The sequence below is a fragment of the Elioraea sp. genome, assembly GCF_051860475.1.
Lineage (GTDB): Bacteria > Pseudomonadota > Alphaproteobacteria > Acetobacterales > Acetobacteraceae > Elioraea.
In genome coordinates, this window is sequence record NZ_JBHYDW010000042.1 from 1 (window position 1) to 26,025 (window position 26,025).

Below are 26,025 nucleotides of genomic sequence, written 5' to 3' on the forward strand. Positions count from 1 at the left end.
GCTGTGCGCCCTGCGCGCGCTCGTTGTCGCCCTGACCGAGCGCGTCCGCCGCCTCGCGCATCGCCATGTCCGCTTGGCCGAGCGGCTCGGGCACCTCGCCGGTCATGTCGGCGAACTGCTCCATCAGCTCGCCGAGCGCACGGCGCAGCGCCTGCTGCTGACGCCGGTCCAGCTGGCCCTCGGCCTGACGCTGGCGCTGCTGCTGCGACGGCTGCTGTTGCTGCTCGCCGCGCTGCGGCTGGCCCTGCTGCGGGCGCTGCCAGGGCGATTGCTGGCGCTGCGGCTGCTGGCCGCGCGGCGGCTGGCGCTGGGCCCGATCCTGCTCGGCGCGCTGGTGGCTGCGGTCCATCAGCTGGCCCTGGCGCTGGAGCATGTCGTTCACCGCGCCCATCATCTGCTGGCCCTGCTCGCGCTGCTGTTGGCGCTCGGGGCTTTCCATCCGGCTGAGCCGGCCCTGCTGGAGCTGCTCGATCGCGCGCTCCAGCTCTGCGAGCTGCTGCCGCATCCGCTCGAGCTCGCCCGCGCGCGCCGCATCCTGCATCCGCTCGGCCATCCGCTGCATCTCGCGCATGTCGAGAGAGCGGGCGTTGCGGTCGAACGGCAGGGTCTCGACGCCCTCGCGCCGCATCGCCTCGACCAGCGCCTCGAAGTAGCGCTGCATCGCCTCCTGGAGCTGCTCGGCCAGCCGCTCCAGCTCGGCGGGGTCGACCTCCTCGCCGCGCTCGGCCCGCTCCAGCGCCTCGCGCAACTGCTCACGCAGTTCGGACAACTGCCGCCAGGTGCGGTCGCGCCCACCCTCCTCAAGCCGGATCGCCAGGTCCCAGAGCAGTGCCTGCACCTCGGCGGTCGCGCCCTCCGTGCGGTCGAAGCGCAGTCGCGAGCGGGCGACGCGCAGGCCGAGGAACACGGTGAAGTCGTCGTCGAACGTCTCCGGGGCGGCGGCGATGCGGTCGAGCTCACGGGCGTGCGCGCTGCGCTCGGCCGGGGCGAGCGTCATCCGCTTGCGCAGCGCGACCAGCGCGCGCGCGACCGGGTGCTCGAACCGCCGCTCGGGCAGTTCCACGATCAGGCTCTGCGACCGGCCGGTCTGGTCGGCGCCGTCCTTCGCCTCCAGCACGATCGTCACCGGCAGCCCGGCCCATGGGTGCGCGGAGAGGTCGGGCTGGCCGGTGCCGCGCACCTGCCGCTCCCCGCCGCCGGGCACCGGCATCGGCACGGTGAGCGCCTCGGCCTCCGGCCGCGCGACCAGCCGCAGGATCGCCTCCACCGACACCACGCCGTAGTCGTCGCGCGCCTCGAACTCGATGCGGAGCTGCGGTGCCGCCGGCGCGCGCCCGGGCGGAGCAACGAAGGCGACCGTCGGCGGCGCGTCGGTCAGCAGCCGGAGCGGCCAGGCGGCAAGCTCGCGCCCGTCGCGCGTGACCGAGAGCCGCCCTGGCGTCTCGAGCGTCGCTTCGGCGGCGAAGGACTGCGCGTCGAGGCTGCGGAACGCGACCTCGCCGCCGCCCGCGTCCAGCCGCGGCGCACCGCCCGTGCCGCCCGACAGGTGGATGGCGAGCCTGCTCGCGGTCGGCACGGTGATCTCGGGGGTCGCCCCGCCCGGCTCGTGGCGCACGAACACGGGCGCCATGCTGGTATAGGCGGGCGGCGTGATCCAGAGCTCCAGGCGCAGCGGCAGCGGCGGAGCGGGCGGGGCGCCGAACGAGGGCGAGACCGCCGTTCCCAGACGCTGGCCGACCTCCGGCCCCGCAATCACCAGCGCGGCGAGCAGCGACAGCGCGAGCCCGGCGCGCAGCGCCATCGGGTCGCGCCCCGGCAGGCCCGGATGCGGTGCGCCAACGCGCAGCTGCTGCGCCGCCTGCGCCGCGCGTGCCTGGTGCGCGGCCCAGAGCGCCGCGGTGGCCGCGTCGGCCGTCCCGCCGGCAGGGCGGTCGGCGAGGCTGGCGAGCGGGCGGTGCGTGAGCCCCGAGACGCGCTCCAGTCGGCGCTCGCCTTCCGCATCGCCGGGCAGACGGATCTGGCGGACGCCCCATACCATGGCGACGCAGCCGGCGCACAGGAAGGCCGCGAGGACGACCAAGTGGAACCAGCCCGGCAACAGCGGCAGCAGCCCCGAGAGCGCGGCCACGACGAACACGCCGATCACCGCCAGCAGCGGCGCGATGGCAGGCCAGACGCGCTCCCACAGGATCGCCGCACGGGCGAGGCCGCGCCGCAACCCGAGCCGCCGGATCGGTGGCGGGGCGGGAGGGGGCGGCGCGGAACGGCTCATGGGACCATCATCACCCGGAAGCGAGCCAAGACGGTATCACATCCTGGCCAAGCAGCGCCTCGTGCGTCTGCCGCCGCCGGATGACGGCAACGTCGGTGCCGCGCACCATCACCGCGCCGGCCAGCGGACGGGCATTGTAGGTCGAGCTCATCACCGCGCCGTAGGCGCCGGCATCGAGGATGGCCACCAGCGCACCCGCGGGCAGGCCGGGCAGCATGCGCGCCCGGGCGAAGCTGTCGCCGCTCTCGCAGACGGGCCCGACCACCTCCGCCGGCGACAGCCGCGCGTGCCAACGGCTCGGCGAGACCGGAACGATCGCGTGCCATGCCTCGTAGAGCGACGGCCGGATCAGGTCGTTCATCGCCGCATCGAGGATCACGAACCGGTGCGCCGCTCCCTGCTTCTCCAGGATCACGCGCGCGAGCAGCAGCCCGGCAGGGCCGACCAGCCAGCGTCCAGGCTCGAGCATGAGCGGCAGGTCGAGGCCGCCCAGCGTCTCGCGGAGCATGTGCGCGAAGGCCGCGGGCGAGGGTGCCGGTTCGTTGCGGTAGGCGATGCCGAGCCCGCCGCCGCAATCGACACGCTCGACCGGCAGGCCCTCGGCGCGCAAGCCGCGCACGAGTTCGGCGAGCCGCGCATAGGCGGCGCGATAGGGTGCGAGCGCGGTGATCTGGCTGCCGATATGCACGGCAACGCCGCGCACGCTGATGCCGGGCGCGTTCGCCGCGCGCGCGTAGAGGTCGCGCGCGGTGTCGATCGGGATGCCGAACTTGTTCTCGGCCCGACCGGTGGTGATCTTGGCATGGGTACCGGCGTCCACGTCCGGGTTGACGCGCAGCGCGACCGGCGCACGCACGCCCATGCCGTCGGCGATCGCACCGAGCATCGCCAGTTCCTCGGCGCTCTCGACATTGATCTGGCCGACCCCGGCAGCGAGCGCGAGGCGCAGCTCCGCATCGGTCTTGCCGACGCCCGAGAACACGATGTCCGCGGGCGCGATCCCGGCCGCGCGCGCGGCGAGGAACTCCCCGCCGGAGACCACGTCCGCGCCGGCGCCGAGGCTGCCGAGCAGGCGCACCACCGCGAGCGCGTCGTTGGCCTTCATCGCGTAGTGGATGCGCGCGTCGAGCCCGGCCTCGGCGAGCGCGCCGGCAAGCGCGTGGTAGCGGCCCGTGATCGGCGACGCCGCGTAGACCCAGGTCGGTGTGCCCTGCTCGGCGGCGATGCGCGCGAGCGGCACGCCCTCGACCAGCAGCCCGGAGTCGATCGCGACCGAGAGATGTGGCCGCAGCGCGAGCAGCTCGTCGAAGGAGGGGTCCTCATCCGGCACGACGGGGGCGGGGGCTGCCATCTCAGCGTCTCCGTCCGAGCGGCGGCGGGAACACCACCCGCCCGCCTGCCTGCGGCGAGGTCGCGTCGCGGGGGTAGGTGCGCGGATAGGTCAAGGCCTCGCCCGGGCCGGGCGGAACGGGGTCGCCCCGCTTGCCGCAACCGACGAGCAGCACGACCGCGATCAGCGCGACGAGCAGCGCGATCCGCGCGCGGGGCCGGAGCGGCAGGCCACACCCCATGCCGGAAGTGCCGAAGGCGCCGTGGAACATGCCCTTATCGTGCCCCAGTCGCGGCGCGCACGCCATGGCCCGCGCATCTGCCGTCCGTTCTGGTCGTGGTATGGCAGGCAGCGTCGCAGCACCCCGGGAAGCCATGTCCGCCCCATTCGCGTCGCCGCGCCGCCGCCTGACCGGTCTCGCCGTCCTCTGCTGGGGGCTCGGCATCCTGTCGGTCGCGCTGCCGGCCTGGCTGATCACCGACGAGCTCCGCCACCCGCGCGGCCCGTTCCGCGATCTCGGCATCGCGATCGTGCTGGGGGCCGTCGCGCCCGTGCTGATCCTGGTGAGCTTCGGCGCCAACCTGGTCTATGCGCGGCTGCACGCCTGGGCGGTCGGCTGGCGGCTGAAGGCGGTGCTGGCGGCGCAGGTCCTCGGGCTTGGCGCGGCCCTTGTGCTCTGGGGCGCGATCGCGCTGGAGTCGCATCGCGACGCGCGTGTCGCGGACCGGCGCGGCGCGGTCTACGCGGCGGTCGAGCAGAACGATCCGGCAGCGATCGCACGCACGCTCGCGCGCTGTGGCGCGGACTGCACGGACGAGCGCGACCGGCTGCTGCTGCTCGCCGCCGACGCGCGCGCCCACCAGGCGATCGAGGCGCTGCTCGCGCTCGGCGCGCGGCCGTCGTCCGATTCGCGCGCCGCGGCACGCAGCCTGCGCACCTGCGAGGGTCTCCACCTGCCGCTCCTGACCACGCTGGAGGTCAGCATCGCGCGCGACGACGCGGAGGGCTTCGCATTGCTGCTGCCGGACGCCGATGCGCGCGCGCGCCGCCGCGCCGCCTGGACCGCCGCGCGCCTCGACCGGCTGGAGCTGCTCCAGCGTCTGCTCGATGCAGGTGTGCCGCTGACCCTGAGCGGCAGCATCCTGGACGAGAACGCCACGCTGCTGAATGCCGCCGCATCGGGCGCTGCGCTGCGCGTGGCGACATGGCTGCTCGCCGAGCGCGGCTTCGATCCGGACGGAGTGCCGTTGGAACGCGGGCGCCGGCGCGGCGAGACCCCGCTCGCCGCGCTGGTCCGGTTCGCGAGCGAGGTGCCCGACGCCGCACGGTTCGGCGCGTTCCTGCGCCTCCTGCGCGCGCACCGCGCCGAGATCGAGCGCATCTCGCCGGCAACCGGCGGGACCGCGCTGCAGCTGGCCGTCGCTGCATATGCGCTCACGGCCTACGACGCTCTGGTCGCGGCCGGCGCCTCCGAGGCCGTGCTGACGGCGGAGGAGCGCGCACGCCTCGCGCAGATGCGCGCAAGCCCGCCACCCGCCCGCAGCCCGCACGCCGACGCGCCGGGGTGCATCGAGTGATCTACCCGAGCCGCTCGCGCCACGCCTGCGCCTGCGCCGCGACCTGCGCCGGTGCGGTGCCGCCGTAGCTGACGCGAGAGGCCAGCGACGCCTCCACCGTCAGCACCGAATAGACGTCCGCGGTGATGCGCGGCTCCACCGCCTGCATCTCGGCGACGGTGAGCCCCGCGAGATCCGTGCCCTTGGCCTCCGCCGCCGCGACCAGCCGGCCGGTGACGTGGTGCGCGGTGCGGAACGGCAGGCCGAGCACGCGCACCAGCCAGTCGGCGAGGTCGGTCGCGGTCGCGAACCCCTCGCCCGCCCAGCGCCGCATCGCCTCGACGTTCGGGCGCAGGTCGCGCACCATCCCCGCGGTCGCGGCGAGGCAGAGGGCGAGGCTGTCGGCGGTGTCGAAGATCGGCTCCTTGTCCTCCTGCATGTCCTTGCCATAGGTCAGCGGCAGGCCCTTCATCACCGTCAGCAGCGCGACCAGGTTGCCGTTGATCCGTCCGGTCTTGGCGCGCACCAATTCCGCCGCGTCAGGGTTGCGCTTCTGCGGCATGATCGAGGAGCCCGTGGTGAATGCATCCGAGAGCGTGACGAAGCGCCAGGGCGCGCTCATCCAGATCACGATCTCCTCGGCGAGCCGCGAGAGGTTCGCCGCGCAGGTGGCGGCGGCGGCCATGAACTCGATCGCGTAGTCGCGCGCCGAGACGGCATCGAGGCTGTTCGCCATCGGCCGGTCGAAGCCGAGCGCGGCCGCGGTCGCGTGGCGGTCGATCGGGAAGGAGGTGCCGGCCAGCGCCGCTGCGCCGAGCGGGCACTCGTTCAGCCGCGCCCGGCAATCGGCGAAGCGGCCCCGATCGCGCGCCAGCATCTCGACAAAGGCGAGCATGTGATGACCGAAAGTGATCGGCTGCGCGATCTGGAGGTGCGTGAAGCCCGGCATCGGCGTCGCGGCATGCGCCTCGGCCTGCGCGACGAGCGCCCGCATGCAGTCGGCGCTCTGCACATCCAGCGCGTCGATCGCGTCACGCACCCAGAGCCGGACGTCGAGCGCGACCTGGTCGTTGCGTGACCGACCCGTATGCAGGCGCCGTCCCGGGTCGCCGGCCAGCTCGATCAGCCGCGCCTCCACGTTCATGTGGATGTCCTCGCGCTCTGTCGCGAACGTGAAGGCCCCGGACTCGATATCGGCGGCCACCTGGGCGAGACCATCCAGGATGGCGTCGCGGTCGGCTTCCGTGATGATGCCCTGGGCGGCGAGCATCGCGGCATGCGCCCTGGACCCGGCGATGTCCTGGCGCCACATGCGTTGGTCGAAGCCGATCGAGGCGTTGATCTCCTGCATGATCGCCGCCGGGCCGGCGGCGAAGCGGCCGCCCCACAGCGCGTTGGCGGCGGGCGAAGGCGAAGGGGTGTCGGGCATGGCTGGTTCCGTCGGAGTGTCACGCCGGGTGCTGCTGGGCAGGATCGCCGCGACCTCTGCCACGCTGGCCCTGCCCCGGCAAGCAAGCGCGGTCGGCAGCGCACTCGAGGTGTTCGCGCCGCGCCGCACGCTGGCGGACGCCGTGTTCCGCGACGTCGACGGTGCCGAGCGGCGGCTCGCCGACTTCGCCGGCACCGGGCTCGTCGTGAACCTCTGGGCGACCTGGTGCCCGCCCTGCGTCGAGGAGATGCCGGCGCTCGACCGGCTCGCGCGGCAGGTCCGCGACGACCGCATCGACGTGCTCGCCCTCAGCCAGGATCGCGGCGGCGTGGACGCCGTGCGCGCGTTCTACGGCCGGACCGGCGTGCGCCACCTCGGCATCTGGCTCGACCCGCGCGGCGCCGCAGCGCGGGCCTGGGGCGCACGCGGCCTGCCGACCACGCTGATCGTCGACCGAGCCGGGAAGGAGGCCGCGCGGCTCGAAGGCATCACGGCCTGGGACGCCGCGCCGATGGTCGCGCGCATCCGCGCACTCGTCGCGGCCTGACCGCTGGATCGGACGCAATGTCCAGCCCGGCGAAGGTCGCGCTCGCCGGCCGGAAGGGCCTCGTCGCGGGGGTCGCCGATGGCGGTGTCACGGCGGGGATCCCTTCGTCGTTCGACGGAACGCGACCGCGGGACCACGCTGGTCCCCCAGCCCCCCTGCACTACACGAGGCTCGGCCTGGGCAGCGCGCCGCGGGCCTGCTCGTGGGCGTGGCCGGCGCGCAGCACCGTCGCGTCCTCCCACGGACGGCCGGCGAGCTGGATCGCCACCGGCAGCCCGCCCTCGCCGAGGCCGGCGCAGACCGTCAGCGCCGGCTGGCCCGTCAGGTTGAACGGGATGGTCAGGCTCGGCGTCCTGAAGCCGATCCAGCGATCGACCGCGTCGATCCGCGGCGCCTCGCCCATCGCCGCGGCGGTCAGCAGCAGATCGACCTCGCGCATCACCTCTGCCACCCTCACCGCGAGCGCACGGCGCAGCCGCTGCGCGGCGATGATGTGCTCGCCCGACACGAGGGCGCCGAGCAGCAGCCGGTCGCGCAGGATCTCGCCGTACTTCTCCCGCTGCGTGCGCACCCAAGGCCCGTGCACCGCAAAGGCCTCGCCGAGCAGCAGCGTCATCCCCGGCGCCCAGAACGCGCCGAGCGGTGGCAGCGTCACGTCGCGCACGCTGGCGCCAAGCTCACCGAACAGCCGCGCCGCCGCGTCGATGCCGCGCTTCGTCGCCGCGCTCACCTGCACGTCGGTCTCGTGGAAGTGCCGGACCACGCCGATGCGCAGCCCCTTCACCCCGCCACCGAGCCCGGACACGAGGTCCGGCGCGGGCCGCACGGCCGAACCCGGGTCTTCCGGGTCGTGGCCGGAAGCAGCCTGGAGCAGCAGCGCGCAGTCCTCCACCGTCCAGGCCAGCGGCCCGACATGGTCCATCGACCAGGCGAGCGGAACCACGCCGGTGCGCGGCACCAGCCCGTAGGTCGGCTTGATGCCGGCCAGCCCGCACAGCGCCGCCGGGCCGCGGATCGACCCGCCGGTGTCCGACCCGGTGCCGCCCAGGATCATTCCCGACGCCACCGCAGCGCCCGTGCCCGAGGACGAGCCGGCGGTGAAATGGTCGGGGTTCCAGGGATTGCGCGCGGGCGTCGTCGGCAGGTCGAAGGAGGGTCCGCCCCAGGCGAACTCGTGCGTCGTCAGCTTGCCGAGCGAGATCGCGCCCGCCTCGGCCCAGCGCCGCACCACCGCCGCGTCGCGCGTGGCGGTGTTGCCGACCAGGATGTGCGAGCAGGCGGTGGTCGGCAGACCGGCCACGTCGATGATGTCCTTGTGCGCGACCGGAATGCCGTCGAGGGGTCCACGCGGGCCGTCGCGCATGATCCGCGCCTCGGCGTCGCGCGCGGCCTCCATCGCGCGCGCGGCGTCCAGCGCGACGAAGGCGTGCAGTGTCGTCTCGTGCCGTTCGATCCGGCCGATGCAGTCGCGCATCAGCTCCACCGGCGAGAGGCTGCGCGCGGCGATCGCGCGCCCGGCCCCGGCGATCGTCGGAACCGGGCTCACGGGCGTGGCGCCGCGGGCGGAACGAAGATCACGGCGGGCTCGCCCTGCCCGGCGCCGTCGCGCACGCGCGCGAGCAGCGCATCGAGCAGCTTCGCGGGCTCGGCAAGCCGCGCGCGCTCCGCCTCGGTCAGCGGGAACCCGGCGCGGGTGAAGGGATCGTCGGTCGGTTCGGCTGGCATGACGCCAGCCTAGGCGAGGATCACGCCGTCGTCAGGGGGGTCACGTCAGCGGTCCGAGGATGCCGCAGAGCTTCTGGTAGTCGCCCTCGCCGATGCCGAAGTCGTCCTTGTGCCAAAGCAACCCGCCCAGCCCGTAGACCTTCGCCACGGGCAGGACCGTCACGTTCGTCACATTGATCGGCTTGCCGGTCTGGGTCGGCTGGTCAAGCTTGCCGATGAAGCTGATCGCCACGCCCTTCAGCAGCGACTGGCCGCCGCCCGCGCGCCGGATATTCTCCTCCTCGAACTGTCCCCACTCCTTGAGGCACCACTCCGAGGCCATGTACTCGGGCATCACCATCATCACCATCGCTTGCGCCTGCTGCATCGCTGTGACGTACATCTCGTTCCAGAGCGGATTGAGCGCACCGATCGGCTTGTAGCCCTGGCTGGTGAACTTCTCGCGCTCGTCCGGCGCGACATAGACGTGGCCCGCAACCTTGGGCCCGGTGTGCTGATCCATCGTCCGCGCATGCTCGGTCGTCAGTTCGCGCGAGGCGACGCAATCCATGTAGACCGCGTTCGGCGCGTACCAGCCATGGGTCTTCATCAGCCGGTCGCGCAGCCAGTAGGCGAACGCCGCGCCGTGATTGTCCATCGCGAAGCTCAGCAGCACGCGCGTGCGCGTGTCCGTCGCAGGCGTGATCCCGGTGCCCGACATGGCCTGGTCTCCATGCGCGATCAGTGCGACCGGCCAGCCAGTCGGCCGGTGCTCTCTCGCCGAGCCTGACGCAGCAAGGTAAACGGCAGGTATACCCGCCCGGGCCCATCAGCCGCCGGGCGCGATCGCGTCGATGGCCCGGGCGAGCGTCACGTCGCGCATCGACAGCCCGCCCGCATCATGCGTGGACAGCACGATCTCTACCCGGTTCCAGACATTCGACCACTCCGGATGGTGGTCGTGCTTCTCGGCCAGCAGCGCGACCCGACTCATGAACGCCCAGGCCTCCGAGAAGTCCGTGAAGCGGAACGCGCGGCGGATGGCATCGCGGCCCTCGACCATCGCCCAGCCGGGCAGCGCCTGCCCCAGCCCCGCCCGCTCCGCCTCGCTCAGCGTCGCCACCATGCTTGCCTCCTTCGCCGTTCCGTCCCCATGGTGCGCCCATGCGGCCCTTCACCACAGCCCCGACCACCGCCGAGATCGTCGCCCTCGCCGACGAGGCGCTCGCCTGGGCGCAGCGGCGCTTCCCGCGCGACCTCGCAAAGCTGCTCGAAGGCGTGGCGATCGTTGTCGACGAACTGCCCGATGACGAGACCGTCGAGGAGATGGGGTTCGACAGCCCGTGGGAGCTCACCGGGCTCTGGCGGGGCGTGCCGCTCACCCAGCGCAGTGTGCTGCACGCGCCCGACGAGCCGGAAATGGTCCATCTCTACCGCCTGCCGATCCTCGCCGAATGGATCGAGACCGGCGAGGACCTCCGCAGCCTGGTGCGAAACGTGCTGATCCACGAGATCGCGCACCATTTCGGCTTCTCCGACGAGGAGATCGCCCGGCTGGAGCGCGAAGCGTAGCCCGCTGCGCGATGCAGGGGGGTTCCACCCCCTGCGCCCCCGGCACGGGCCATTGGCCCTTGCAACACCCGGCCGCATCGACGATCCGCCTCTACCGATAGAGATCCGCGCGCGTCGGCGGCAACCCGCTCGGGCCGCGCGCGCGCTTCGACGCCAGCACCTGGTAGATCAGGGCGCCCCCGCGCTCGAACGCCAGCGCGCAGCCGGCCAGGTACAGCAGCCAAAGCCGCGTCTTCGCCGCCCCCACCTCCGCCTCCGCCTCGACGCGCCGCGACGCCAGCCGCTCGGTCCATGCCCTGCAGGTGCGTGCGTAGTGCTCGCGCCAGTTCTCCGCGTCATGCACCTCGAAGCCGGCGCGCTCCAGGCTGGTGAGCGTCCGGCCGATATGATCGAGCTCGCCACCGGGGAAGATGTAGGTGGTGAGTGCGGCGTACTCCGCCCGCTTGCGCCGGAACGTGCGCTCGTCCTTCTTCGCGGGCCGGGCAATCGCGTGGTTCAGCAGCAGCCCGCGCGGACGCAGCAGATCGCGCAGCTTGCGGAAATAGGTCGCGTGGTTGTCGAGCCCGACATGCTCGAACATCCCCACCGAGGCGATCTTGTCCCATTCGCCGGTCACGTCGCGATAGTCCTGCAACGCCACCGTGACGCGGTCGCCCAAGCCCAGGCGCGCGATCTTCTCCTGCACATGAGCGTATTGCTGCTCGCTCAGCGTCACCCCGTGCGCGCGCACCCGATGCACCTGGGCGGCGTGGCAGATCAGCCCGCCCCAACCGCAGCCGACGTCGAGGAACCGCTCGCCCGGCGCAAGCCGCAGCCGCCGGCAGGTCATCTCGAGCTTCGCCCGCTGCGCGGCGTCGAGCGGCGCCTCCCAATCGGGGAAATAGGCGCAGGAGTACTGCATCTCCGGATCGAGGAAGAGCGCGTAGAACGCGTTCGAGAGGTCGTAGTGGAACCGCACCAGCGCGGCGTCGTCGCGTCCGTCCTCGATGCGTGCCGCGGCCGTGCCGGCATAGCCGTGGCCGGGCGCCGCCGCGGCGGGAGCGCGGGCGAAGCGCAGCCGCAGCAGCACTGACAGCAGGCGCAGCCTGGGCAGGCGCTTCCAGGCCCCGCGGGCGGCCTGGCCGCGCCGCGCCTCGATGTCCAGGAGCGTGCCGCCGTAGAGCTCGATCGCGCCAGCGGCGAACAGCTCGATCAGCGTGGCGAGCCGCGGCCGGCGCGCGAGCCGCACCAGCGCGCCGGGCTGGGTGATCGCGAACCCGACCGCCCCGTCCGCCTCGGGGCCGAGCTTCAGGGTCTCGCCGGTCCAGAGCCGGACCGACAGGGAAGACGGCGCCGCCTCGGCCACCATCGCGGCGAGGTCGCGCGCGGAGGCCGCGATCCGGTCGCCGGTCATCGGCGGAAACCCCGCGCGCCGGACAGGGTGGCCTGCCCAGCGCGCCGGATCAGCATCGATGGCCGCCCGCTCAGCGCGAGTAGAACTCGACCACCTGGGCCGGCTCCATCTGCACAGGATAGGGAACGTCCAGCAGCTTCGGCGCGCGCAGGAACCGGCCGCGCATCGCGCGGTGGTCCGCCTCCAGGTACTCCGGCACGTCGCGCTCGGCCGACTGGGATGCGTCCAGCACCGAAGCCAACTGCTTGGACTTCTCCTTCACCTCGATCTGATCGCCGTCGCGCACGAGATAGGACGGGATGTTCACCCGCTGGCCGTTCACCGTGACGTGGCCGTGATTCACCAGCTGGCGCGCCGCGAACGGCGTGATCGCGAACTTCAGCCGGTACACCACCGTGTCCAGCCGGCGCTCGAGCAGCTCGATCAGGTTCTCGGAGGTGTCACCCTTCCGGCGCACCGCCTCATCGTAGTAGCGGCGGAACTGCCGCTCGCCGATGTTGCCGTAGTAGAACTTCAGCCGCTGCTTGGCCGCGAGCTGGGTGCCGAAATCGGTCGGCTTCTTGCGCCGCTGGCCGTGCTGGCCGGGACCGTAGTCGCGCTTGTTGACCGGGGATTTCGGCCGGCCCCAGAGGTTCTGGCCCAGCCGGCGATTGACCTTGTACTTGCTCTCGGCGCGCTTTGTCATGGCGCGAGGCCCTTTCCTTGGTTCTGCGGGGCAGCGACTGCCGTGCCCCTCCTGTCCCGGTAGGCCCCGTCTGGGGCGGAACTTCCGTTCGCGTTCCCGGGAATGAGCGGCGGGAGATACGGGGGCTGGCCCGGCTTGTCAAACGGCCGCACCGGCCCTTATGCCCTCGCCCATGGTCACCCGCAGCGAAATCCTGATCCTCGGCCTCACCGCCGGCGTCATCGGCTCCCTGGTCGGCGGCATGATGCTCGGCGTCGGCATGGGGCTGATCAGCCAGGGCGCGCATATCGGCTGGCTTCTGGCACTCCCCGGCGCGCCGGCGGGCGGGCTGATTGGACTTCTGCTCGCGCGGCGGCTGGCGCGGCAACTGCCGGAGTAGCGCTATACCGCCGCATCCGGCTCGACCTCCATGTCTGGCTCGATCCGTCCGTGCACGCGCCGCCCGCGCGAGAGCTCCGTGACGATGCCGTGCAGGGTGCGGAGCTCCTGCTCGGTCACCTCGCCGCGCTCGAACAGGTGGCGGATGGTGCGCACCATGCTCGGTCGCTTCGCCTGGTTGCGCAGGAAGCCGCAGGCATCGAGCTCGGCGACCAGGTGGCGGAGGAAGTTCTCGAGCCGGTCCTTGGTCGCGATGCGCGTCTCGTTGGTGACGAGGCGCTCGGGCGGCGTGGCATCGGCGGCGGTCCACCACTCATAGGCCATCACCATCACCGCCTGGGCGAGGTTCATCGAATTGAACGCCGGATTGAGCGGGATCTGCACCAGCGTGTCGGCATGGGCGAGGTCGTCCGCGGTCAGCCCAGCGCGCTCAGGGCCGAACAGGATGCCGGCAGCGAGCCCGCGCCCGGCGATCGCGCGCAGCATCGCGGCCGCACCGCGCGCAGTCGCGGTGTTGACGATCACGTGGCGCGGCCGCGGACAGGTGGCGAACACGCGCTGAAGATCGGCGACCGCATGCGCGACCGTCGGGTGCAGCGTCGCCGCGTTCAGGATCGCATCTGCGCCCGAGGCCATGCGCCAGGCCTTCTCCTGCGGCCAGCCGTCCCGCGGGGCAACGAGGCGGAGGTGAAAGAGGCCGCCATTCGCCATCGCGCGCGCCGCCGCGCCGATGTTCTCGGCAAGCTGCGGGCGAACGAGAATGACGGCGGGCGAATGCTCACCCACTGGCCCGATCGCAGCACCAGCCTCGCGTCCCGTCATGGCGCGGCGGGGTAGTCCCGCCGGGCCGGCTGGTCAACCGCCGAGGCGGCGCAGGATCTCTCGGAGCTGCGCGATCTCGGCCTCCTGGGCGCGGATGATCTCCTCGGCGAGTTGGCGCAGCTCCGGGTCGGAGCCGTGTTCCAGCACCACGCGCGCCATGTCGATCGCGCCCTGGTGGTGCGGGATCATGCCGCGGACGAAGTCGGTATCGGCGTTGCCGGTGAATGGGATGTCCATGTCGCGGTGCATGCGGGCGTTCGCAGCACGGAAGGCGTGCGTGCTGGCAGGCTCGCTGGCGCTCGCGCCGTGCCCGTGCTGCCCATGCTGCATCTGCGCGAGCGGCACGCCGTGGCTGAAGCCGTGGTGCGCGATCGCCGGCGCGGCTCCGATCAGCAGCGCGGCGGCGGCGAACAGGGTTGTCTTCATGCGCGTCTCCCTCACAGGTACTTGGTGAGCTCGCGGACCTCGGCCAGCGCCGCCTCGGCCCTGCCTTCGCTCACCGCCCGGTCAAGGCAGTGGTTGATGTGGGTCTCGATCAGCACACGCTTGGCCTCCGCGAGGCCCCGCTCGACGGCGCGCAGCTGCTGGGCGAGGTCGAGGCAGGGCCGCCCGCCCTCGATCATGCCGATCGTCGCGGTCAGGTGCCCCGAGACGCGCTTGAGCCGCTTCACGACATCGGCGTGGGCGGCGTGACGGATGCCATGAGCCATGGCTGGATGGTATCCCGGGGGAGGGGATAGGGGAAGGCCCTCACCCTGTCCCTCTCCCGCGCGGCGCGAGAGGGAGCGCGCTGGCGACAGAGGGGTTCCCTCTCCCTCCGGGAGAGGGTCAGGGTGAGGGCATTACGCCGGCACACCCTCGCGCATCAGCAGGTAGGTCACCGCATCCCCCAAGGCGCCGAACGAGGCTTCGATGACGTTGCCCGAGACGCCGACGGTGCTCCAACGGCCGCCGCCATTGCCTTCGCTCTCGATCATCACGCGCGTGGTTGCCGCGGTCGCCTGGTCGGGGGTGAGGATGCGCACCTTGTAGTCCACGAGGCGGAGGCTCGCGACCGCCGGGTAGTGCGGTACCAGCGCCTTGCGCAGCGCGGCATCCAGCGCGTTCACCGGTCCGTTGCCCTCCGCCACGGTCAGCACGCGCTCGCCCTTCACCACCAGCTTCAGCGTCGCCTCGGAGAGCGGCTCCTCGTGCTCGCCGCGGCGTTCCACCAGCGTGCGGAACGAGTCCAGGCGGAAATACTCGGGCACGGTGCCGAGCACGCGCCGCGCGAGCAGTTCGAACGACGCCTCGGCCGCGTCATAGGCGTAGCCCGCGAACTCCTTGGCCTTCACCTCGTCGAGGATGCGGCGGATGCGCACGTCGTCCGGGTCGATCTCGATGCCGACCTCGGTGAGGCGCGAGAGGATGTTGGACCGCCCCGACTGGTCGGAGACGACGATGTGGCGGCGGTTGCCGACCGTCTCGGGCGGGATGTGCTCGTAGGTGGCCGGGTCGCGCTGCACGGCCGAGACATGCAGGCCGCCCTTGTGGGCGAACGCGCTCTCGCCGACATAGGGCGCGCCGCGATTGGGCGCGCGGTTCAGCCGCTCGTCGAGCGCGCGGGAGAGCTTGGTGATGCCGCGCAGCGCCTCGGCGCTGATGCCGGTGGTGTAGCCCATCTTCAGCATCAGGGTCGGGATGATGCTGATCAGGTTGGCGTTGCCGCAGCGCTCGCCGATGCCGTTGATCGTGCCCTGCACCTGGCGGACGCCCGCGCGCACCGCGGCGAGCGTGTTCGCGACCCCGTTGCCGGTGTCGTCGTGGCCATGGAAGCCGAGCTGCTCGCCGGGGATGACCTTGGCAACCTCGGCGACGATCGCCTCGACCTCGTGCGGCAGGGTGCCGCCATTGGTGTCGCAGAGCACGATCCAGCGTGCGCCGGCCTTGTGCGCGGCCGCGATCGCGGCGAGCGCGTAAGAACGGTTGCGCTTGTAGCCGTCGAAGAAGTGCTCGGCGTCGAACATCGCCTCGCCGCGGCGCGCGGCCTCGGCGACGCTGTCGGCGATCATGGCAAGGTTCTCGTCGAGCGACACGCCGAGTGCCACCTCGGCGTGGTAGTCCCAGGCCTTGCCGACCAGGGTGACGACCGGTGTGCGCGCGCCGAACACCGCGGCGAGGCCGGGATCGTTGGCGGCAGACCGGCCGGAGCGCCGCGTCATGCCGAACGCGGCGAGGCGGGCTGTGCGGAACGGCGGCGGGTCGGCGAAGAAGGCATCGTCGATCGGATTCGCACCCGGCCAGCCGCCCTCGACGGTGTCGACGCCGAAGGCATCGAGTGCCTTCGCGATCGCCTGCTTGTCGGCCACGCCCCAGTCGATGCCCTGCATCTGCTGGCCGTCGCGCAGGGTGCAGTCGTAGATGTGGATGCGCTCGCCGTTCACGAGGCGCGTCTCCAGGTCGTGCCCTGCGGCCCATCCTCCAGCACGATCCCTTGCGCAAGAAGCTCCGCGCGAATTCGATCGGCAGTAGCGAAGTCTCGCGCCTTACGCGCCGCAAGCCGAGCGGCGATCGCGTTCTCGATTGCACGGGTCTCGACAGAGGCATCGCCGCGAAACCAGCGGCTTGGCACTTCCTTGGCGATGCCAAGCAATGCTGCATTCTCCAGGAAGGCCCCTCGCCACTCCGCGGCCTCGCGATCAGACTTGGCGCCAAGGATCTTCGACGCCTGATCATGCAGAGCCGAAAGCGCCAGATGCGTATTCAGGTCATCGCAGAGGGCGGCGGTAAAGCGATCCTCCTCGCCGCTCTCATCGTCGCCGATGTCAGTCACAATCCCCACGTCTTCAATACGCTCGGCCCGCTCCTTGGCTCGGTAGAACCGATCAAGCTCGCGCCGCGCCTCCATCAGCGCCGCCTCGGAGTAGTCGAGCGGCATCCGGTAATGCGTCTTCAACAGCAGCAGACGGAACGCCTCGCCGGCCCAAGCGCCGTGCCGCAGTACTTCCTCGACCGTGGTGAAGTTGCCGAGGCTCTTCGACATCTTCTCCCCGCCCACCAGCAGCATGCCGTTATGCATCCAGACGCGCGCGAAACGCGTGCCGGGAAACGCGCACACCGACTGCGCGATCTCGTTCTCGTGGTGCGGGAAGATCAGGTCGAGCCCACCGCCATGGATGTCAAACTCCTCGCCGAGATGGCGCCACGACATCGCGCTGCATTCGATGTGCCAGCCCGGCCGGCCGCGGCCCCAGGGGCTGTCCCAGCCCGGTTGGTCGGGCGTGGAGGGCTTCCACAGCACGAAGTCGTAGGGCGTCTTCTTGTAGGGCGCGACGTCTACGCGCGCGCCCGCCTCCATCTCATCCGGCGTGCGGTTGGAGAGCGCGCCGTAGCGCGGAAAGGACGGCACGTCGAACAGCACGTGCGCATCGGCGACGTAGGCGTTTCCGTTGGCGATCAGCCGCTCGATCAGCATGATCATCTCGGCGACTGTCTCAGTCGCGCGCGGCTCCTTAAAGATCACGCCCGGTGGGGGCTCTGCACCGAGCGCTCTCATGTCATCGTGGAACCAGCGCGTCGTGCGTGATGTCAGCTCTTCAATCGGCTCGTCATTTTCGCGGGCCGCCGCAATAATTTTGTCTTCTATATCGGTGATGTTGCGGACGTACGTGATCTTGGCGCGCGGATAGAGCCGGCGCAGCAGCCGCACGAGAACGTCGAACACCACCACGGGGCGCGCGTTGCCGATATGCGCGCGGTCATAGACGGTCGGTCCGCACACATAGAGGCGGATGTGCGACGGGTCGATCGGCTCGAATGGTTGTGGCTTTTCTTCGTCCCGCGAGGCGGAGTTACGCAGCTTGAGAGTTGGCATTGATCTGTCCGTCCGTGCGGGGCAATGCCCCGGGTATGGGTAAGGCGCGAGGCTTGGTCAAATCGCGCGTGGACAGATCACGGGACGGCTCCTGCGGCCAGGTTGAGCCGTGAGACTACGCGATCCCGGCCGATCAGGGGAAGCAGGGCGGCCATGTCCGGGCCGTGTTCCTCGCCGGTGAGCGCGAGGCGGAGCGGTCGCCACAGCGCGCGGCCCTTGCGCCCGGTGGCGGCGGTGAGCGAGGCGGCCCAGGCCTTGGCGGTCGCCGCGTCCCAGGGCTCGGGCGGCAGCGCGGCGGCGGCTTCGCGCAGGAACGCGCCCTCACCCTCGAGCGGCGGCGGCACGATCGCGCCCGCGACCACGTCCCACCAGTGCCGCGCCTCGGTGGTCAGGTCGAGATTGCCGCGCACCGCGAGCCAGAACGCCTCGGTCGCACCCGCGGGCAGCCGGTCGCGCACGGACTCGAAGGGGGTCGCGTGCAGCACCTTGCGGTTGAGCGCGAGCAGCTGGGCAGGGTCGAAGCGGGCGGGGCTGCGGCTGATCCGGCCGAGGTCGAAGCCGGCCGCCAGCGTGGCGAGGTCGGCCGGGGCGAGATCGTCGGGCGTGCCGAACCGGGCGAGATAGGCGGTGAGGGCCGCGGGCTCGATCCCGTCGGCGCGGAGCGCGCGCAGGGAAAGCGAGCCGATGCGCTTGGAGAGCGGCTCGCCCTCGGCGCCCACCAGCAGTGGCAGATGGGCGAGGCGGATCGCGTCCGACTCGGCGCCCAGCGCGGCGATGATGTCGCGCTGCACGCCCGAGTTGGTGACGTGGTCCTCGCCGCGGATGATGTGGGTGATGCCGAGCTCCAGGTCGTCCACCACCGAGGCGAAGGTGTAGAGCGGCGTGCCGTCGGCGCGGACCAGCACGGGGTCGGAGACGGCGGGCAGCTTCACCGCGCGGCGGCCGAGCACGAGATCGTCCCACGCGGTCTCGCCGGCAGAGAGGCGGAAGCGCCAGTAGGGCGGGCGGGCGGAGGCGAAGGCGCGCGCGCGCTGGTCCTCGGTCATCGCGAGCGCAGCGCGGTCGTAGATCGGTGCGACGCCGCGCTTCAAACGTTGGCGGCGCTTCGCCTCCAGTTCCTCCTCGCTCTCCCAGCAGGGATAGAGGCGGCCGGCATTCTTCAGCCGCTCGGCGGCGGCCGCGTAGGCGGCGAGCCGGTCGCGCTGGCGCACCGGACCTTCGTCCCAGGCGAGGCCAAGCCAGCGCAGATCCTCCTCGATCGCGGCCTCGTACTCCGGCTTGCACCGCGTCGTGTCGGTGTCGTCGAGGCGCAGCACGAAGGCGCCGCCCGCCCGGCGCGCGAACAGCCAGTTGGCGAGCGCGACGCGCGCGTTGCCGACATGCAGATGGCCGGTCGGCGAGGGGGCGAAGCGGACACGAACGGGCTCGCGCCCGGGGTCAGTCATCGTCGTCGTCTTCGTCGGGCTCGTCCCGCCGCGGATCGAGCCCGCGCCAGTCGCGCTCGATGCTGCCCGGAGGTGCGGGGTTGCGGGCGAAGAACGCGAGCTCGCTCGAACTCGACCAGCCCTGCTCGCCGGCCTCCAGCACCTCGGCATCCTCGCCGAACGCATGCCAGTCGCCCGCCACCTCCTCCGGTGTCGCATCGGGCACGCGGCAGCGCTCGACGCTGTCGCGCACATAGGCGCGCGCGAAAGCGTTGGCGTGCATCAGGCTCTCGAAGCCGGGCACGTCCTCGATCGCCTCCTCGTCGTGCTCGGCGGAGTGGTCGCGGATGCGCACCACCCAGCCGCCCTCCGGCGCGAACAGATCGCCAATCATGACACCAGCGCCGTGAAGCCGTTGGTGATCGGATAGCGCCGGTCCCGCCCGAACGCGCGCGGGCTGATCTTCACCCCCGGCGGCGCCTGGCGGCGCTTGTACTCGGCCCGATCCAGCATCCTCCACACGCGCAGCACGGTGGCGCGGTCATGGCCCTTCGCCACCAGCGCATCCACGCTCTGCTCGCCCTCGACCAGCCCTTCCAGGATCGCATCGAGCATGTCGTAGGGCGGCAAACTGTCCTGGTCGGTCTGGTTCGGCTTCAGCTCCGCCGAGGGCGGCTTGGCGATCACCCGCTCCGGCATCACCCGCCCCTTCGGCCCCTTCGCCCCGCGCGGATGGTGCGCGTTGCGCCAGCGCGAGAGCGCGAACACGGTGGTCTTGTACACGTCCTTCAGGACGGAGAACCCGCCGCACATGTCGCCATACAGCGTCGCGTAGCCCACCGACATCTCGCTCTTGTTGCCGGTCGTCAGCACCATGTCGCCGAACTTGTTCGACAACGCCATCAGGATCAGCCCCCGCGCGCGCGACTGGATGTTCTCCTCGGTGATGTCGGGCGCGCGGTTGCCGAACACGGGCGAGAGCACCTGGTGGAACGCCTCCATCGCCGGCGTGATCGGGATCATGTCGTAGCGGATGCCGAGCAGCCGCGCGCAGCTCTCGGCGTCCTCCAGGCTGTCGCGGCTGGTGTACGGCGAGGGCAGCATCACCGCGCGCACGCGCTCCGCGCCCAGCGCATCGACGGCGACCGCGGCCGAGACCGCACTGTCGATCCCGCCCGAGAGCCCGAGCACCACGCCGGGGAAGCCGTTCTTGTTCACGTAGTCGGCAAGCCCCAGCGTCATCGCGCGCCAGATGCTCTCCTCGCGGCTGTCCTCGGCCGCGATCGGCCCGGGCGCGCAGACGAGGCGGTCGCCCTCGCGCGCCCATTCGGTGAGCACGATGTCCTGGTCGAACTCCGGCAGTCGCGCGGCGACCGACCTGTCAGGGTTCAGCACGAAGGACGCGCCGTCGAACACCAGTTCGTCCTGCCCGCCGACCTGGTTGAGGAACACGAAGCCAAGCCCGTTCTCCACCACCCGCCCGACCGCGAGCCCGATCCGCGTGTCGCGCTTGCCGGCCTCGTAGGGCGAGGCGTTGATCGAGAGCAGCACCTCAGCGCCGCTCTCCGCCAGCGTCTCGGACACGTCAGGCAGCCACCAGTCCTCGCACACCATCAGCCCGAGGCGGAAGCCGCGGAACGACACCGGACCCGGCGCGGGGCCGGCGACGAAGTGGCGCTTGTCGTCGAACACGCCGTAGTTCGGCAGTTCGTGCTTGGCGCGCACCGCGGTGATCTTCCCGTCGTCGAGCAGATAGGCGGCATTGTGCAGCTTGCCGTCGGCCAGCCACGGCCCGCCGACGACCAGGCCGGGCCCGCCATCGCCGGTCGCCGCGGCGAGGCGGCCGATTCCGGCGCGGCACGCCTCGATGAAGGCGGGCTTCATCACCAGGTCCTCAGGCGGGTAGCCGGCGATCGAGAACTCGGGCGTCAGCACCAGCTCGGCGCCCATGCCCGCCGCGCGCGCCCGCGCCTCCAGGATCGTCGTGGCGTTCGCCTCCAGCGCGCCCTCGTGCATGTTCAGCTGCGCGAGCGCCAGGCGGAGCCGTTTGGTCATGGCCGGACGCTACGGACGCGCCAGGGGCAGGTCAACGCGACCACGCCGCACGCCGAGCGCCATTCCCGCTGTCACCAGCAGCACGCCGATCAGGGCGCCCAACCCCAGAGGTTCATCCAGCACCGGCCATGCCGCGAGCGCCGCCAGCGCCGGCACCACCGCGGTGAACAGCGACACGGTGGTCGAGCCGAGCGCCACCAGCGCGCGGGTGTAGAGCAGCGAGGCGAGCACCATCGCCACCAGCCCCTGATAGACGCCCTGGAACACGACTTCCTGCCACGCCGCCTCGGCGATCGCCGAAGGCAGCGCAAGCCACCAGACCGGCAGATAGAACGGCGCCGCACCGACCGCGACCGCGGCGGTCGCCTGGAGCGCGGTGATGCGCCAGCGCTGCACCAGCACGATGAACACCGCGTAGCTCGATGTGGCGATGAAGAACAGGATGTCGCCGCGCCAGGCGCCCGGGGTTGCGACAAACTCCGAGCCCGCCAGCAGCGCGATCCCGGCCGCGACCACCGCGAGCGAGAGCACGCGCCGCGCCGTCGGCGTCTCGCCGAGCCAGGCCCAGGCAAGCACCGCCGTCACGAACGGCAGCGCACCCGGCAGCAGCACCGCGCCGTGCGCTGCCGGGGCGAGCGCGAAGGCGTTGTAGGCGAACAGCGCGAAGCCCAACCCAGCTGTCGCGCCCATCACCAGGATCCGCCGGACGGGGATGTCCTTCAGCACTCCGCGCAGCACCAGCGGCAGCAGCACCACGAGGGCCACGCCAAAGCGCAGTGCGGCGAGGTCCCACGGCGTCAGCACACCGCGCGCGCCGGCGCGGCTCGCCAGGATGAAGCCCGTCCAGACGAACAGGATCGCGACGGCGCAGGCGAAGCCGATGCGCCGCTCCAGAGCCGGATCGCGGGATGCGCCGAGCACGGCCGTGATCACGGGCGCCCTGGGCCGCTCTTGCGGAACAGGAACTCCCGGCCGACCTTCACCCGTGGGATACCGCCGTAGGCGATCACGTCGGCGGTCGCGTAGGTCTCACTCCACGCCTCCGGCAGGTAGGAGCCGGTGCCGACCATGTCGAGTGGCGCCTTGGCATCCGCCATCACGCGGCACTTCTCGACCGAGAACCCCGAGGAGCCGACGATCCGCACGCTCGGGAACCCCGCCTCATCGAGCGCTTCGCGCATGCGCCAGACCGCTGCCGCAGACACGCCCGTGCCGACCAGCCAGCGCAGCTCGTCATGCGTGCGGTAGCGCCGGATCGCCTCCGGTGCCCGTCGTTCCATCACCGCATACGAGGACGGCGGATCGAGCCCCTCCATGAACCGCCCGCCATGGGTGTCGAGCCGCACGGCAAGCCGCCCGGCCGCGGCGAGATCGGGAAAGCGGCGCGCGACCGCGATCGAATCCGTGACCTCGCGACCGAAGTAGTCGACCAGCACCGTCAGATCCTCATCCGGGAATGTCGCGTGGAACATCTCGGCGGCCCGCACGGTCGAGCCCGCGTAGCCGATCAAGGCATGCGGCATGGTACCTCGGCCTCGGTTAAGGCCGAACCAATGCGCGGTGGCGTCGGTGGCGTTGCCGACGAAACCTTTGGCCCCCTGGGCCTGCGCCGCCCGCGAGCCGACCGAGGCGGCATAGGCCATCATCTCGGCCATCTCGGTGCCGGCGCAGTGGCGCGCGTCCATCGCCAGGAACGCCACCTTCGGCAGCTCCAGGCACATCGCCCAGGCGTTCCACGCGGCCACGCAGGGCGGACCGAGCTTCTGGAGGTAGAGCGTCTCGAGTTCAGACAGCGCGGCGAAGGAGCCCGAGATGTAGAGGATCGGATCGCCGGCGCCGACCGCCGCCCCTTCCGGGTGCATCACCTCGGTTGTCGCCTCGGCGCCGCGCACCGCGCGGATCCACTCGATCGCGAGGCGCGGCGCCGAGATCACAGGGCGGCGCATGAACACCGCATAGGTGACCTCGATGTCGCCGAACCGCTCGACGATCGCGCGGGTGCGGCTGAAATAGCTGTCGGTGCGGCGCGCGACCTCCGCGGGCGCGGGCGACGGCGAACCCATGACGCGGTCGCGCGCTATTGTGCGGCGACGCGTCGCTGCCCGGCCGGCTGGCGCCGCGCCTTGAGCTCGGCTGCGACCAGGAAGGCGAGTTCGAGGACCTGCTCGGCGTTCAGCCTGGGGTCGCAGAAGGTGTGGTAGCGCGAGGCGAGTGACGCCTCCGTCACCGCGCGCGACCCGCCCAGGCACTCGGTCACGTCCTGCCCCGTCATCTCGACATGCACCCCGCCGGCCCAGGTGCCCTCGGCCTCGTGCACGTCAAAGAACCGGGTCACCTCGGTCAGGATCGCGTCGAAGCTCCGGGTCTTGTAGTCGTTCGCCGCCTTCACCGTGTTGCCGTGCATCGGGTCGGTCAGCCACACCACCTTGCGCCCCTCGCGCTTCACCGCGCGCACGAGCGGCGCGAGCTTGGCCTCGACCTTGTCCGCCCCCATGCGCGCGATCAGGGTGATCCGCCCCGCCTCGTTCGCCGGATTGAGCGCGTCGATCAGGCGCAGCAGGTCGTCGGGCTCCAGGCTCGGCCCGCATTTCAGCCCGAGCGGGTTCCTCACCCCGCGCAGGAACTCGACATGCGCGTGGTCGTGCTGGCGCGTGCGGTCGCCGATCCAGAGCAGATGCGCCGAGGTGCAGTACCAGTCGCCCGAGGTGGAATCGACCCGCGTCATCGCCTGCTCGAACGGCAGCAGCAGCGCCTCGTGCGAGATGTAGAAGTCGGTCTCGCGGATCTGCGGCGTCGTCTCGCTGGTGAGCCCGCAGGCCGCCATGAACGAGAGCGTCTGGTCGAGCCGGTCGGCGAGATCGCGATACCGCTCGGCGGCCGGGCTGCGCTCGACGAAGCCCAGGTTCCAGCGGTGCACCTCGTGCAGGTCGGCATAGCCGCCCTGGGCGAAGGCGCGCAGCAGGTTCAGCGTGGATGCGGCGTGGAAGTAGCCGCGCTCCATCCGCGTCGGATCGGCCGTGCGCGCCTCGGGCGTGAACTCGGGGCCGTTGATGTTGTCGCCGCGGTAGGAGGGCAGGGTGACGCCGTCCACCGTCTCGGTGTCGGCGCTGCGCGGCTTGGCGAACTGTCCGGCCATGCGGCCGAGCTTCACCACCGGCACCTGGCCGCCATAGGTCAGCACCACCGCCATCTGCAGCAGCACGCGGAAGCTGTCGCGGATGATGTTGGCGTTCAGGTCGTTGAAGCTCTCGGCACAGTCGCCCCCCTGGAGCACGAAGGCGCGGCCTTCCGATGCGGCGGCCAGCGCCGCCTTGAGCCGGCGTGCCTCGCCTGCAAACACCAGCGGGGGAAATCGCCGCACCCGTTCCTCGACCGCGGCCAGCGCTGCCTGGTCAGGATAGACCGGCATCTGCTTGATCGGCTTGGCCCTCCAGGAATCGGGGGTCCAGGACGGGGACATGGCGGCTTCCTCGATGATCTTCATTGCACTGCGACAGAGTTTCCCACAGCCGGGCCGGGGACGCTACTCCGGCCGCTACTCCGCCGCCTCCGCCAGAGGATCAGGCCGCTTCTGGCGCATGGTGACGAACTCCTCGGCCGCCGAGGGGTGCACCCCGATCGTGCGGTCGAAGTCCTGCTTGGTCGCCCCCATCACCAGGGCGATCGCGAGCCCCTGGATGATCTCCGGCGCGTCCTCGCCCAGCATGTGCGCCCCCAGCACGCGCTGGGTCTGCCGGTCGACCACCAGCTTCATCAAGGTCTTGCGGTCGCGGCCCGAGATCGTGTGGCGCAGCGGGCGGAACCGCGAGAGGTAGACGTCCACGGTCCCGCGCTTCGCCGCCTGCGCCTCCGACAGCCCCACCGTGCCGATCGGCGGGATCGTGAAGATCCCCGTCGGCACGTTCTCAAGGCTGATCGTCCGCGGAGTGCCGCCGAACAGGGTATCGGCCAGCGCATGGCCCTGGGCGGTCGCCACCGGGGTGAGGTTCAGCCGGTCGGTGACGTCCCCGAGCGCATGGATATGCGGCACCGAGGTCCGCCCAGCCTCGTCCACCGCGATCGCACCCTTGTCCGTGATCCGGACGCCCGCCTCGTCCAGCCCCAGCCCGGTGGTGTTCGGCCTCCGCCCGACCGCGGCGAACACCGCATCCGCCTCCAGCATCCGCCCGTCGGTGGTGTGGACGATGAACCCGTCGTGAACCTTCTCGACCCGCACCGCATCGCAGTCGAAGCGCAGATCGATGCCGGCGGCACGCATCTCCTCCGCCAGCGCCTCGCGGATGTCGTCGTCGAAGCCGCGCAGGAACAGCTGTCCGCGGTAGAGCTGATGCACCTTGGCACCCAGCCCGTGCAGGATGCCGGCGAACTCGCAGGCGATGTAACCGCCACCCAGCAGCACCACCCGCTCGGGCCGCCTTGGCAGCGTGAACAGGTCGTCGCTGACCAGGCAGTGCTCGGCGCCGCGGAAACTCGGACGCACCGGCGCGCCGCCGGTGGCGATGACGATATGCTTCGCGGTGACACGCGTCCCGTCCACCTCGACCGTGTGCGGATCGACCAGCCGCGCGCGCGCCTCGAACACGGTCGCACCGGCACCCTCCAGCAGCTTGCGGTAGATGCCGGACAGCCGCGCGATCTCGGCGTTGCGACGCTCGGCGAAGGCAGCCCAGTCATGGCCGCGCACCGCGATGTCCCAGCCGAAACCGCGCGCGTCCTCGGCGAGCGCTCCATACTCCGCGGCCTGGACCATCAGCTTCTTCGGCACGCAGCCGACGTTCACGCAGGTGCCGCCCCAGAAGCGGGACTCGGCGACCGCGACATGCGCGCCGTGGCCGGCGGAGATGCGGCCGCAGCGCACCCCCGCACTACCGCCGCCGATCACGAAGAGGTCGAAATCCATGACGATCTCCAAGCAGTGGGGGGGGGGGGGGGGGGGGGGGGGGGGGGGGGGGGGGGCGGCGGGCGGGCGGCCGGGCGGGGGCGCGGGGCCGGCGACTGGGGCGCG

Annotated in this window: 26 protein-coding genes; 4 read left to right on the forward strand and 22 right to left on the reverse strand. The window is 71.7% G+C overall.

Going from position 1 to position 26,025, the window contains the following annotated elements; translation table 11 throughout:
* The 3 genes from ACTIFU_RS09835 to ACTIFU_RS09845 form a co-directional block, all read right to left on the reverse strand.
* Window positions 1-2,272 (reverse strand): DUF4175 domain-containing protein (locus ACTIFU_RS09835; RefSeq protein ID WP_439578125.1); only part of this gene is annotated, 2,272 nt, incomplete at its 3' end.
* A gap of 10 nt (window positions 2,273-2,282) precedes the next feature.
* A complete protein-coding gene (gene lysA / locus ACTIFU_RS09840; protein ID WP_439578126.1) occupies window positions 2,283-3,623 on the reverse strand; it encodes a diaminopimelate decarboxylase in 1,341 nt (446 codons plus the stop codon).
* A 1-nt stretch (window position 3,624) separates the two neighbouring features.
* A complete protein-coding gene (locus ACTIFU_RS09845; RefSeq protein WP_439578127.1) occupies window positions 3,625-3,873 on the reverse strand; it encodes a hypothetical protein in 249 nt (82 codons plus the stop codon).
* 103 nt (window positions 3,874-3,976) lie between these two features.
* Here ACTIFU_RS09845 and ACTIFU_RS09850 point away from each other — a divergent pair, with 103 nt between their 5' ends.
* Window positions 3,977-5,179 (forward strand): hypothetical protein, encoded by a 1,203-nt coding sequence (locus ACTIFU_RS09850; protein ID WP_439578128.1) that lies wholly within the window; start codon window positions 3,977-3,979, stop codon window positions 5,177-5,179.
* Between the two features lies 1 nt (window position 5,180).
* Here the strand turns inward: ACTIFU_RS09850 and argH are convergent, their stop codons facing one another.
* A complete protein-coding gene (gene argH, locus ACTIFU_RS09855) occupies window positions 5,181-6,587 on the reverse strand; it encodes an argininosuccinate lyase (RefSeq protein WP_439578129.1) in 1,407 nt (468 codons plus the stop codon).
* Between argH and ACTIFU_RS09860 the strand changes: the two genes are divergently transcribed.
* Complete coding sequence (locus tag ACTIFU_RS09860; protein WP_439578130.1) at window positions 6,586-7,134, forward strand: TlpA disulfide reductase family protein; 549 nt, start codon at window positions 6,586-6,588, stop codon at window positions 7,132-7,134. The two genes, argH and ACTIFU_RS09860, sit on opposite strands and share 2 nt — an antisense overlap.
* A gap of 160 nt (window positions 7,135-7,294) precedes the next feature.
* On the opposite strand, the gene ACTIFU_RS09865 is transcribed toward ACTIFU_RS09860, so the two are convergent.
* The 4 genes from ACTIFU_RS09865 to ACTIFU_RS09880 form a co-directional block, all read right to left on the reverse strand.
* Window positions 7,295-8,680, reverse strand: a complete 1,386-nt coding sequence (locus ACTIFU_RS09865; protein WP_439578131.1) for an amidase — start codon at window positions 8,678-8,680, stop codon at window positions 7,295-7,297.
* A complete protein-coding gene (locus ACTIFU_RS09870) occupies window positions 8,677-8,859 on the reverse strand; it encodes a hypothetical protein (protein ID WP_439578132.1) in 183 nt (60 codons plus the stop codon). The genes ACTIFU_RS09865 and ACTIFU_RS09870 overlap by 4 nt, the downstream gene beginning before the upstream one ends.
* Before the next feature lie 40 nt (window positions 8,860-8,899).
* Window positions 8,900-9,559: a hypothetical protein gene (locus tag ACTIFU_RS09875; RefSeq protein WP_439578133.1), complete on the reverse strand. Its 660-nt coding sequence runs from the start codon at window positions 9,557-9,559 to the stop codon at window positions 8,900-8,902.
* Window positions 9,560-9,667: 108 nt separating this feature from the next.
* On the reverse strand, window positions 9,668-9,964 hold the full coding sequence (locus ACTIFU_RS09880; RefSeq protein ID WP_439578134.1) for a 4a-hydroxytetrahydrobiopterin dehydratase: 297 nt from the start codon (window positions 9,962-9,964) through the stop codon (window positions 9,668-9,670).
* Between the two features lie 38 nt (window positions 9,965-10,002).
* Between ACTIFU_RS09880 and ACTIFU_RS09885 the strand changes: the two genes are divergently transcribed.
* On the forward strand, window positions 10,003-10,410 hold the full coding sequence (locus ACTIFU_RS09885) for a metallopeptidase family protein (protein WP_439578135.1): 408 nt from the start codon (window positions 10,003-10,005) through the stop codon (window positions 10,408-10,410).
* A gap of 91 nt (window positions 10,411-10,501) precedes the next feature.
* Here ACTIFU_RS09885 and ACTIFU_RS09890 read toward each other — a convergent pair whose 3' ends face one another.
* Both ACTIFU_RS09890 and rpsD read right to left on the reverse strand, forming a co-directional pair.
* Window positions 10,502-11,803, reverse strand: coding sequence for a class I SAM-dependent methyltransferase (locus ACTIFU_RS09890; RefSeq protein ID WP_439578136.1), 1,302 nt, complete (start codon window positions 11,801-11,803; stop codon window positions 10,502-10,504).
* 70 nt (window positions 11,804-11,873) lie between these two features.
* Entirely contained in the window at window positions 11,874-12,488 is a 615-nt protein-coding gene (gene rpsD, locus ACTIFU_RS09895; protein WP_439578137.1) for a 30S ribosomal protein S4, read from the reverse strand.
* Between the two features lie 172 nt (window positions 12,489-12,660).
* Between rpsD and ACTIFU_RS09900 the strand changes: the two genes are divergently transcribed.
* On the forward strand, window positions 12,661-12,867 hold the full coding sequence (locus ACTIFU_RS09900) for a hypothetical protein (RefSeq protein WP_439578138.1): 207 nt from the start codon (window positions 12,661-12,663) through the stop codon (window positions 12,865-12,867).
* A 2-nt stretch (window positions 12,868-12,869) separates the two neighbouring features.
* On the opposite strand, the gene ACTIFU_RS09905 is transcribed toward ACTIFU_RS09900, so the two are convergent.
* The 12 genes from ACTIFU_RS09905 to gorA form a co-directional block, all read right to left on the reverse strand.
* Window positions 12,870-13,688: an RNA methyltransferase gene (locus ACTIFU_RS09905; RefSeq protein ID WP_439578139.1), complete on the reverse strand. Its 819-nt coding sequence runs from the start codon at window positions 13,686-13,688 to the stop codon at window positions 12,870-12,872.
* Window positions 13,689-13,721: 33 nt separating this feature from the next.
* The gene (gene copM / locus ACTIFU_RS09910) at window positions 13,722-14,114 is read right to left on the reverse strand and encodes a CopM family metallochaperone (protein WP_439578140.1); all 393 of its coding nucleotides are present in this window, start codon (window positions 14,112-14,114) and stop codon (window positions 13,722-13,724) included.
* A gap of 11 nt (window positions 14,115-14,125) precedes the next feature.
* On the reverse strand, window positions 14,126-14,398 hold the full coding sequence (locus ACTIFU_RS09915) for a metal-sensing transcriptional repressor (protein ID WP_439578141.1): 273 nt from the start codon (window positions 14,396-14,398) through the stop codon (window positions 14,126-14,128).
* 132 nt (window positions 14,399-14,530) lie between these two features.
* On the reverse strand, window positions 14,531-16,111 hold the full coding sequence (gene cimA, locus ACTIFU_RS09920) for a citramalate synthase (RefSeq protein ID WP_439578142.1): 1,581 nt from the start codon (window positions 16,109-16,111) through the stop codon (window positions 14,531-14,533).
* Entirely contained in the window at window positions 16,108-17,541 is a 1,434-nt protein-coding gene (cysS, locus tag ACTIFU_RS09925; protein WP_439578143.1) for a cysteine--tRNA ligase, read from the reverse strand. Before cysS ends, cimA begins: the two co-directional genes overlap by 4 nt.
* Window positions 17,542-17,618: 77 nt before the next feature.
* Window positions 17,619-18,986, reverse strand: a complete 1,368-nt coding sequence (gltX, locus tag ACTIFU_RS09930) for a glutamate--tRNA ligase (RefSeq protein WP_439578144.1) — start codon at window positions 18,984-18,986, stop codon at window positions 17,619-17,621.
* Window positions 18,979-19,359, reverse strand: coding sequence for a hypothetical protein (locus ACTIFU_RS09935; protein WP_439578145.1), 381 nt, complete (start codon window positions 19,357-19,359; stop codon window positions 18,979-18,981). The genes gltX and ACTIFU_RS09935 overlap by 8 nt, the downstream gene beginning before the upstream one ends.
* Window positions 19,356-21,020: an NAD+ synthase gene (locus ACTIFU_RS09940; RefSeq protein WP_439578146.1), complete on the reverse strand. Its 1,665-nt coding sequence runs from the start codon at window positions 21,018-21,020 to the stop codon at window positions 19,356-19,358. Before ACTIFU_RS09940 ends, ACTIFU_RS09935 begins: the two co-directional genes overlap by 4 nt.
* Before the next feature lie 9 nt (window positions 21,021-21,029).
* Window positions 21,030-21,941: a DMT family transporter gene (locus ACTIFU_RS09945; protein WP_439578147.1), complete on the reverse strand. Its 912-nt coding sequence runs from the start codon at window positions 21,939-21,941 to the stop codon at window positions 21,030-21,032.
* 8 nt (window positions 21,942-21,949) lie between these two features.
* Complete coding sequence (locus ACTIFU_RS09950; protein ID WP_439578148.1) at window positions 21,950-23,083, reverse strand: nicotinate phosphoribosyltransferase; 1,134 nt, start codon at window positions 23,081-23,083, stop codon at window positions 21,950-21,952.
* Window positions 23,084-23,097: 14 nt separating this feature from the next.
* The gene (locus ACTIFU_RS09955; RefSeq protein ID WP_439578149.1) at window positions 23,098-24,480 is read right to left on the reverse strand and encodes a class II 3-deoxy-7-phosphoheptulonate synthase; all 1,383 of its coding nucleotides are present in this window, start codon (window positions 24,478-24,480) and stop codon (window positions 23,098-23,100) included.
* A gap of 75 nt (window positions 24,481-24,555) precedes the next feature.
* A complete protein-coding gene (gene gorA / locus ACTIFU_RS09960; RefSeq protein WP_439578150.1) occupies window positions 24,556-25,920 on the reverse strand; it encodes a glutathione-disulfide reductase in 1,365 nt (454 codons plus the stop codon).
* Window positions 25,921-26,025: the final 105 nt, after the last annotated feature.

Coding starts and splice junctions, on each gene's coding strand:
- lysA (WP_439578126.1), bottom strand. CDS start 3,623: ATGGCAGCCCCCGCCCCCGTCGTGCCGGATGAGGACCCCTCCTTCGAC.
- ACTIFU_RS09845 (WP_439578127.1), bottom strand. CDS start 3,873: ATGTTCCACGGCGCCTTCGGCACTTCCGGCATGGGGTGTGGCCTGCCG.
- ACTIFU_RS09850 (WP_439578128.1), top strand. CDS start 3,977: ATGTCCGCCCCATTCGCGTCGCCGCGCCGCCGCCTGACCGGTCTCGCC.
- ACTIFU_RS09860 (WP_439578130.1), top strand. CDS start 6,586: ATGGCTGGTTCCGTCGGAGTGTCACGCCGGGTGCTGCTGGGCAGGATC.
- argH (WP_439578129.1), bottom strand. CDS start 6,587: ATGCCCGACACCCCTTCGCCTTCGCCCGCCGCCAACGCGCTGTGGGGC.
- ACTIFU_RS09870 (WP_439578132.1), bottom strand. CDS start 8,859: ATGCCAGCCGAACCGACCGACGATCCCTTCACCCGCGCCGGGTTCCCG.
- ACTIFU_RS09875 (WP_439578133.1), bottom strand. CDS start 9,559: ATGTCGGGCACCGGGATCACGCCTGCGACGGACACGCGCACGCGCGTG.
- ACTIFU_RS09880 (WP_439578134.1), bottom strand. CDS start 9,964: ATGGTGGCGACGCTGAGCGAGGCGGAGCGGGCGGGGCTGGGGCAGGCG.
- ACTIFU_RS09885 (WP_439578135.1), top strand. CDS start 10,003: ATGCGGCCCTTCACCACAGCCCCGACCACCGCCGAGATCGTCGCCCTC.
- ACTIFU_RS09890 (WP_439578136.1), bottom strand. CDS start 11,803: ATGACCGGCGACCGGATCGCGGCCTCCGCGCGCGACCTCGCCGCGATG.
- rpsD (WP_439578137.1), bottom strand. CDS start 12,488: ATGACAAAGCGCGCCGAGAGCAAGTACAAGGTCAATCGCCGGCTGGGC.
- ACTIFU_RS09900 (WP_439578138.1), top strand. CDS start 12,661: ATGGTCACCCGCAGCGAAATCCTGATCCTCGGCCTCACCGCCGGCGTC.
- ACTIFU_RS09905 (WP_439578139.1), bottom strand. CDS start 13,688: ATGACGGGACGCGAGGCTGGTGCTGCGATCGGGCCAGTGGGTGAGCAT.
- copM (WP_439578140.1), bottom strand. CDS start 14,114: ATGAAGACAACCCTGTTCGCCGCCGCCGCGCTGCTGATCGGAGCCGCG.
- ACTIFU_RS09915 (WP_439578141.1), bottom strand. CDS start 14,398: ATGGCTCATGGCATCCGTCACGCCGCCCACGCCGATGTCGTGAAGCGG.
- cysS (WP_439578143.1), bottom strand. CDS start 17,541: ATGCCAACTCTCAAGCTGCGTAACTCCGCCTCGCGGGACGAAGAAAAG.
- gltX (WP_439578144.1), bottom strand. CDS start 18,986: ATGACTGACCCCGGGCGCGAGCCCGTTCGTGTCCGCTTCGCCCCCTCG.
- ACTIFU_RS09935 (WP_439578145.1), bottom strand. CDS start 19,359: ATGATTGGCGATCTGTTCGCGCCGGAGGGCGGCTGGGTGGTGCGCATC.
- ACTIFU_RS09940 (WP_439578146.1), bottom strand. CDS start 21,020: ATGACCAAACGGCTCCGCCTGGCGCTCGCGCAGCTGAACATGCACGAG.
- ACTIFU_RS09950 (WP_439578148.1), bottom strand. CDS start 23,083: ATGGGTTCGCCGTCGCCCGCGCCCGCGGAGGTCGCGCGCCGCACCGAC.
- ACTIFU_RS09955 (WP_439578149.1), bottom strand. CDS start 24,480: ATGTCCCCGTCCTGGACCCCCGATTCCTGGAGGGCCAAGCCGATCAAG.
- gorA (WP_439578150.1), bottom strand. CDS start 25,920: ATGGATTTCGACCTCTTCGTGATCGGCGGCGGTAGTGCGGGGGTGCGC.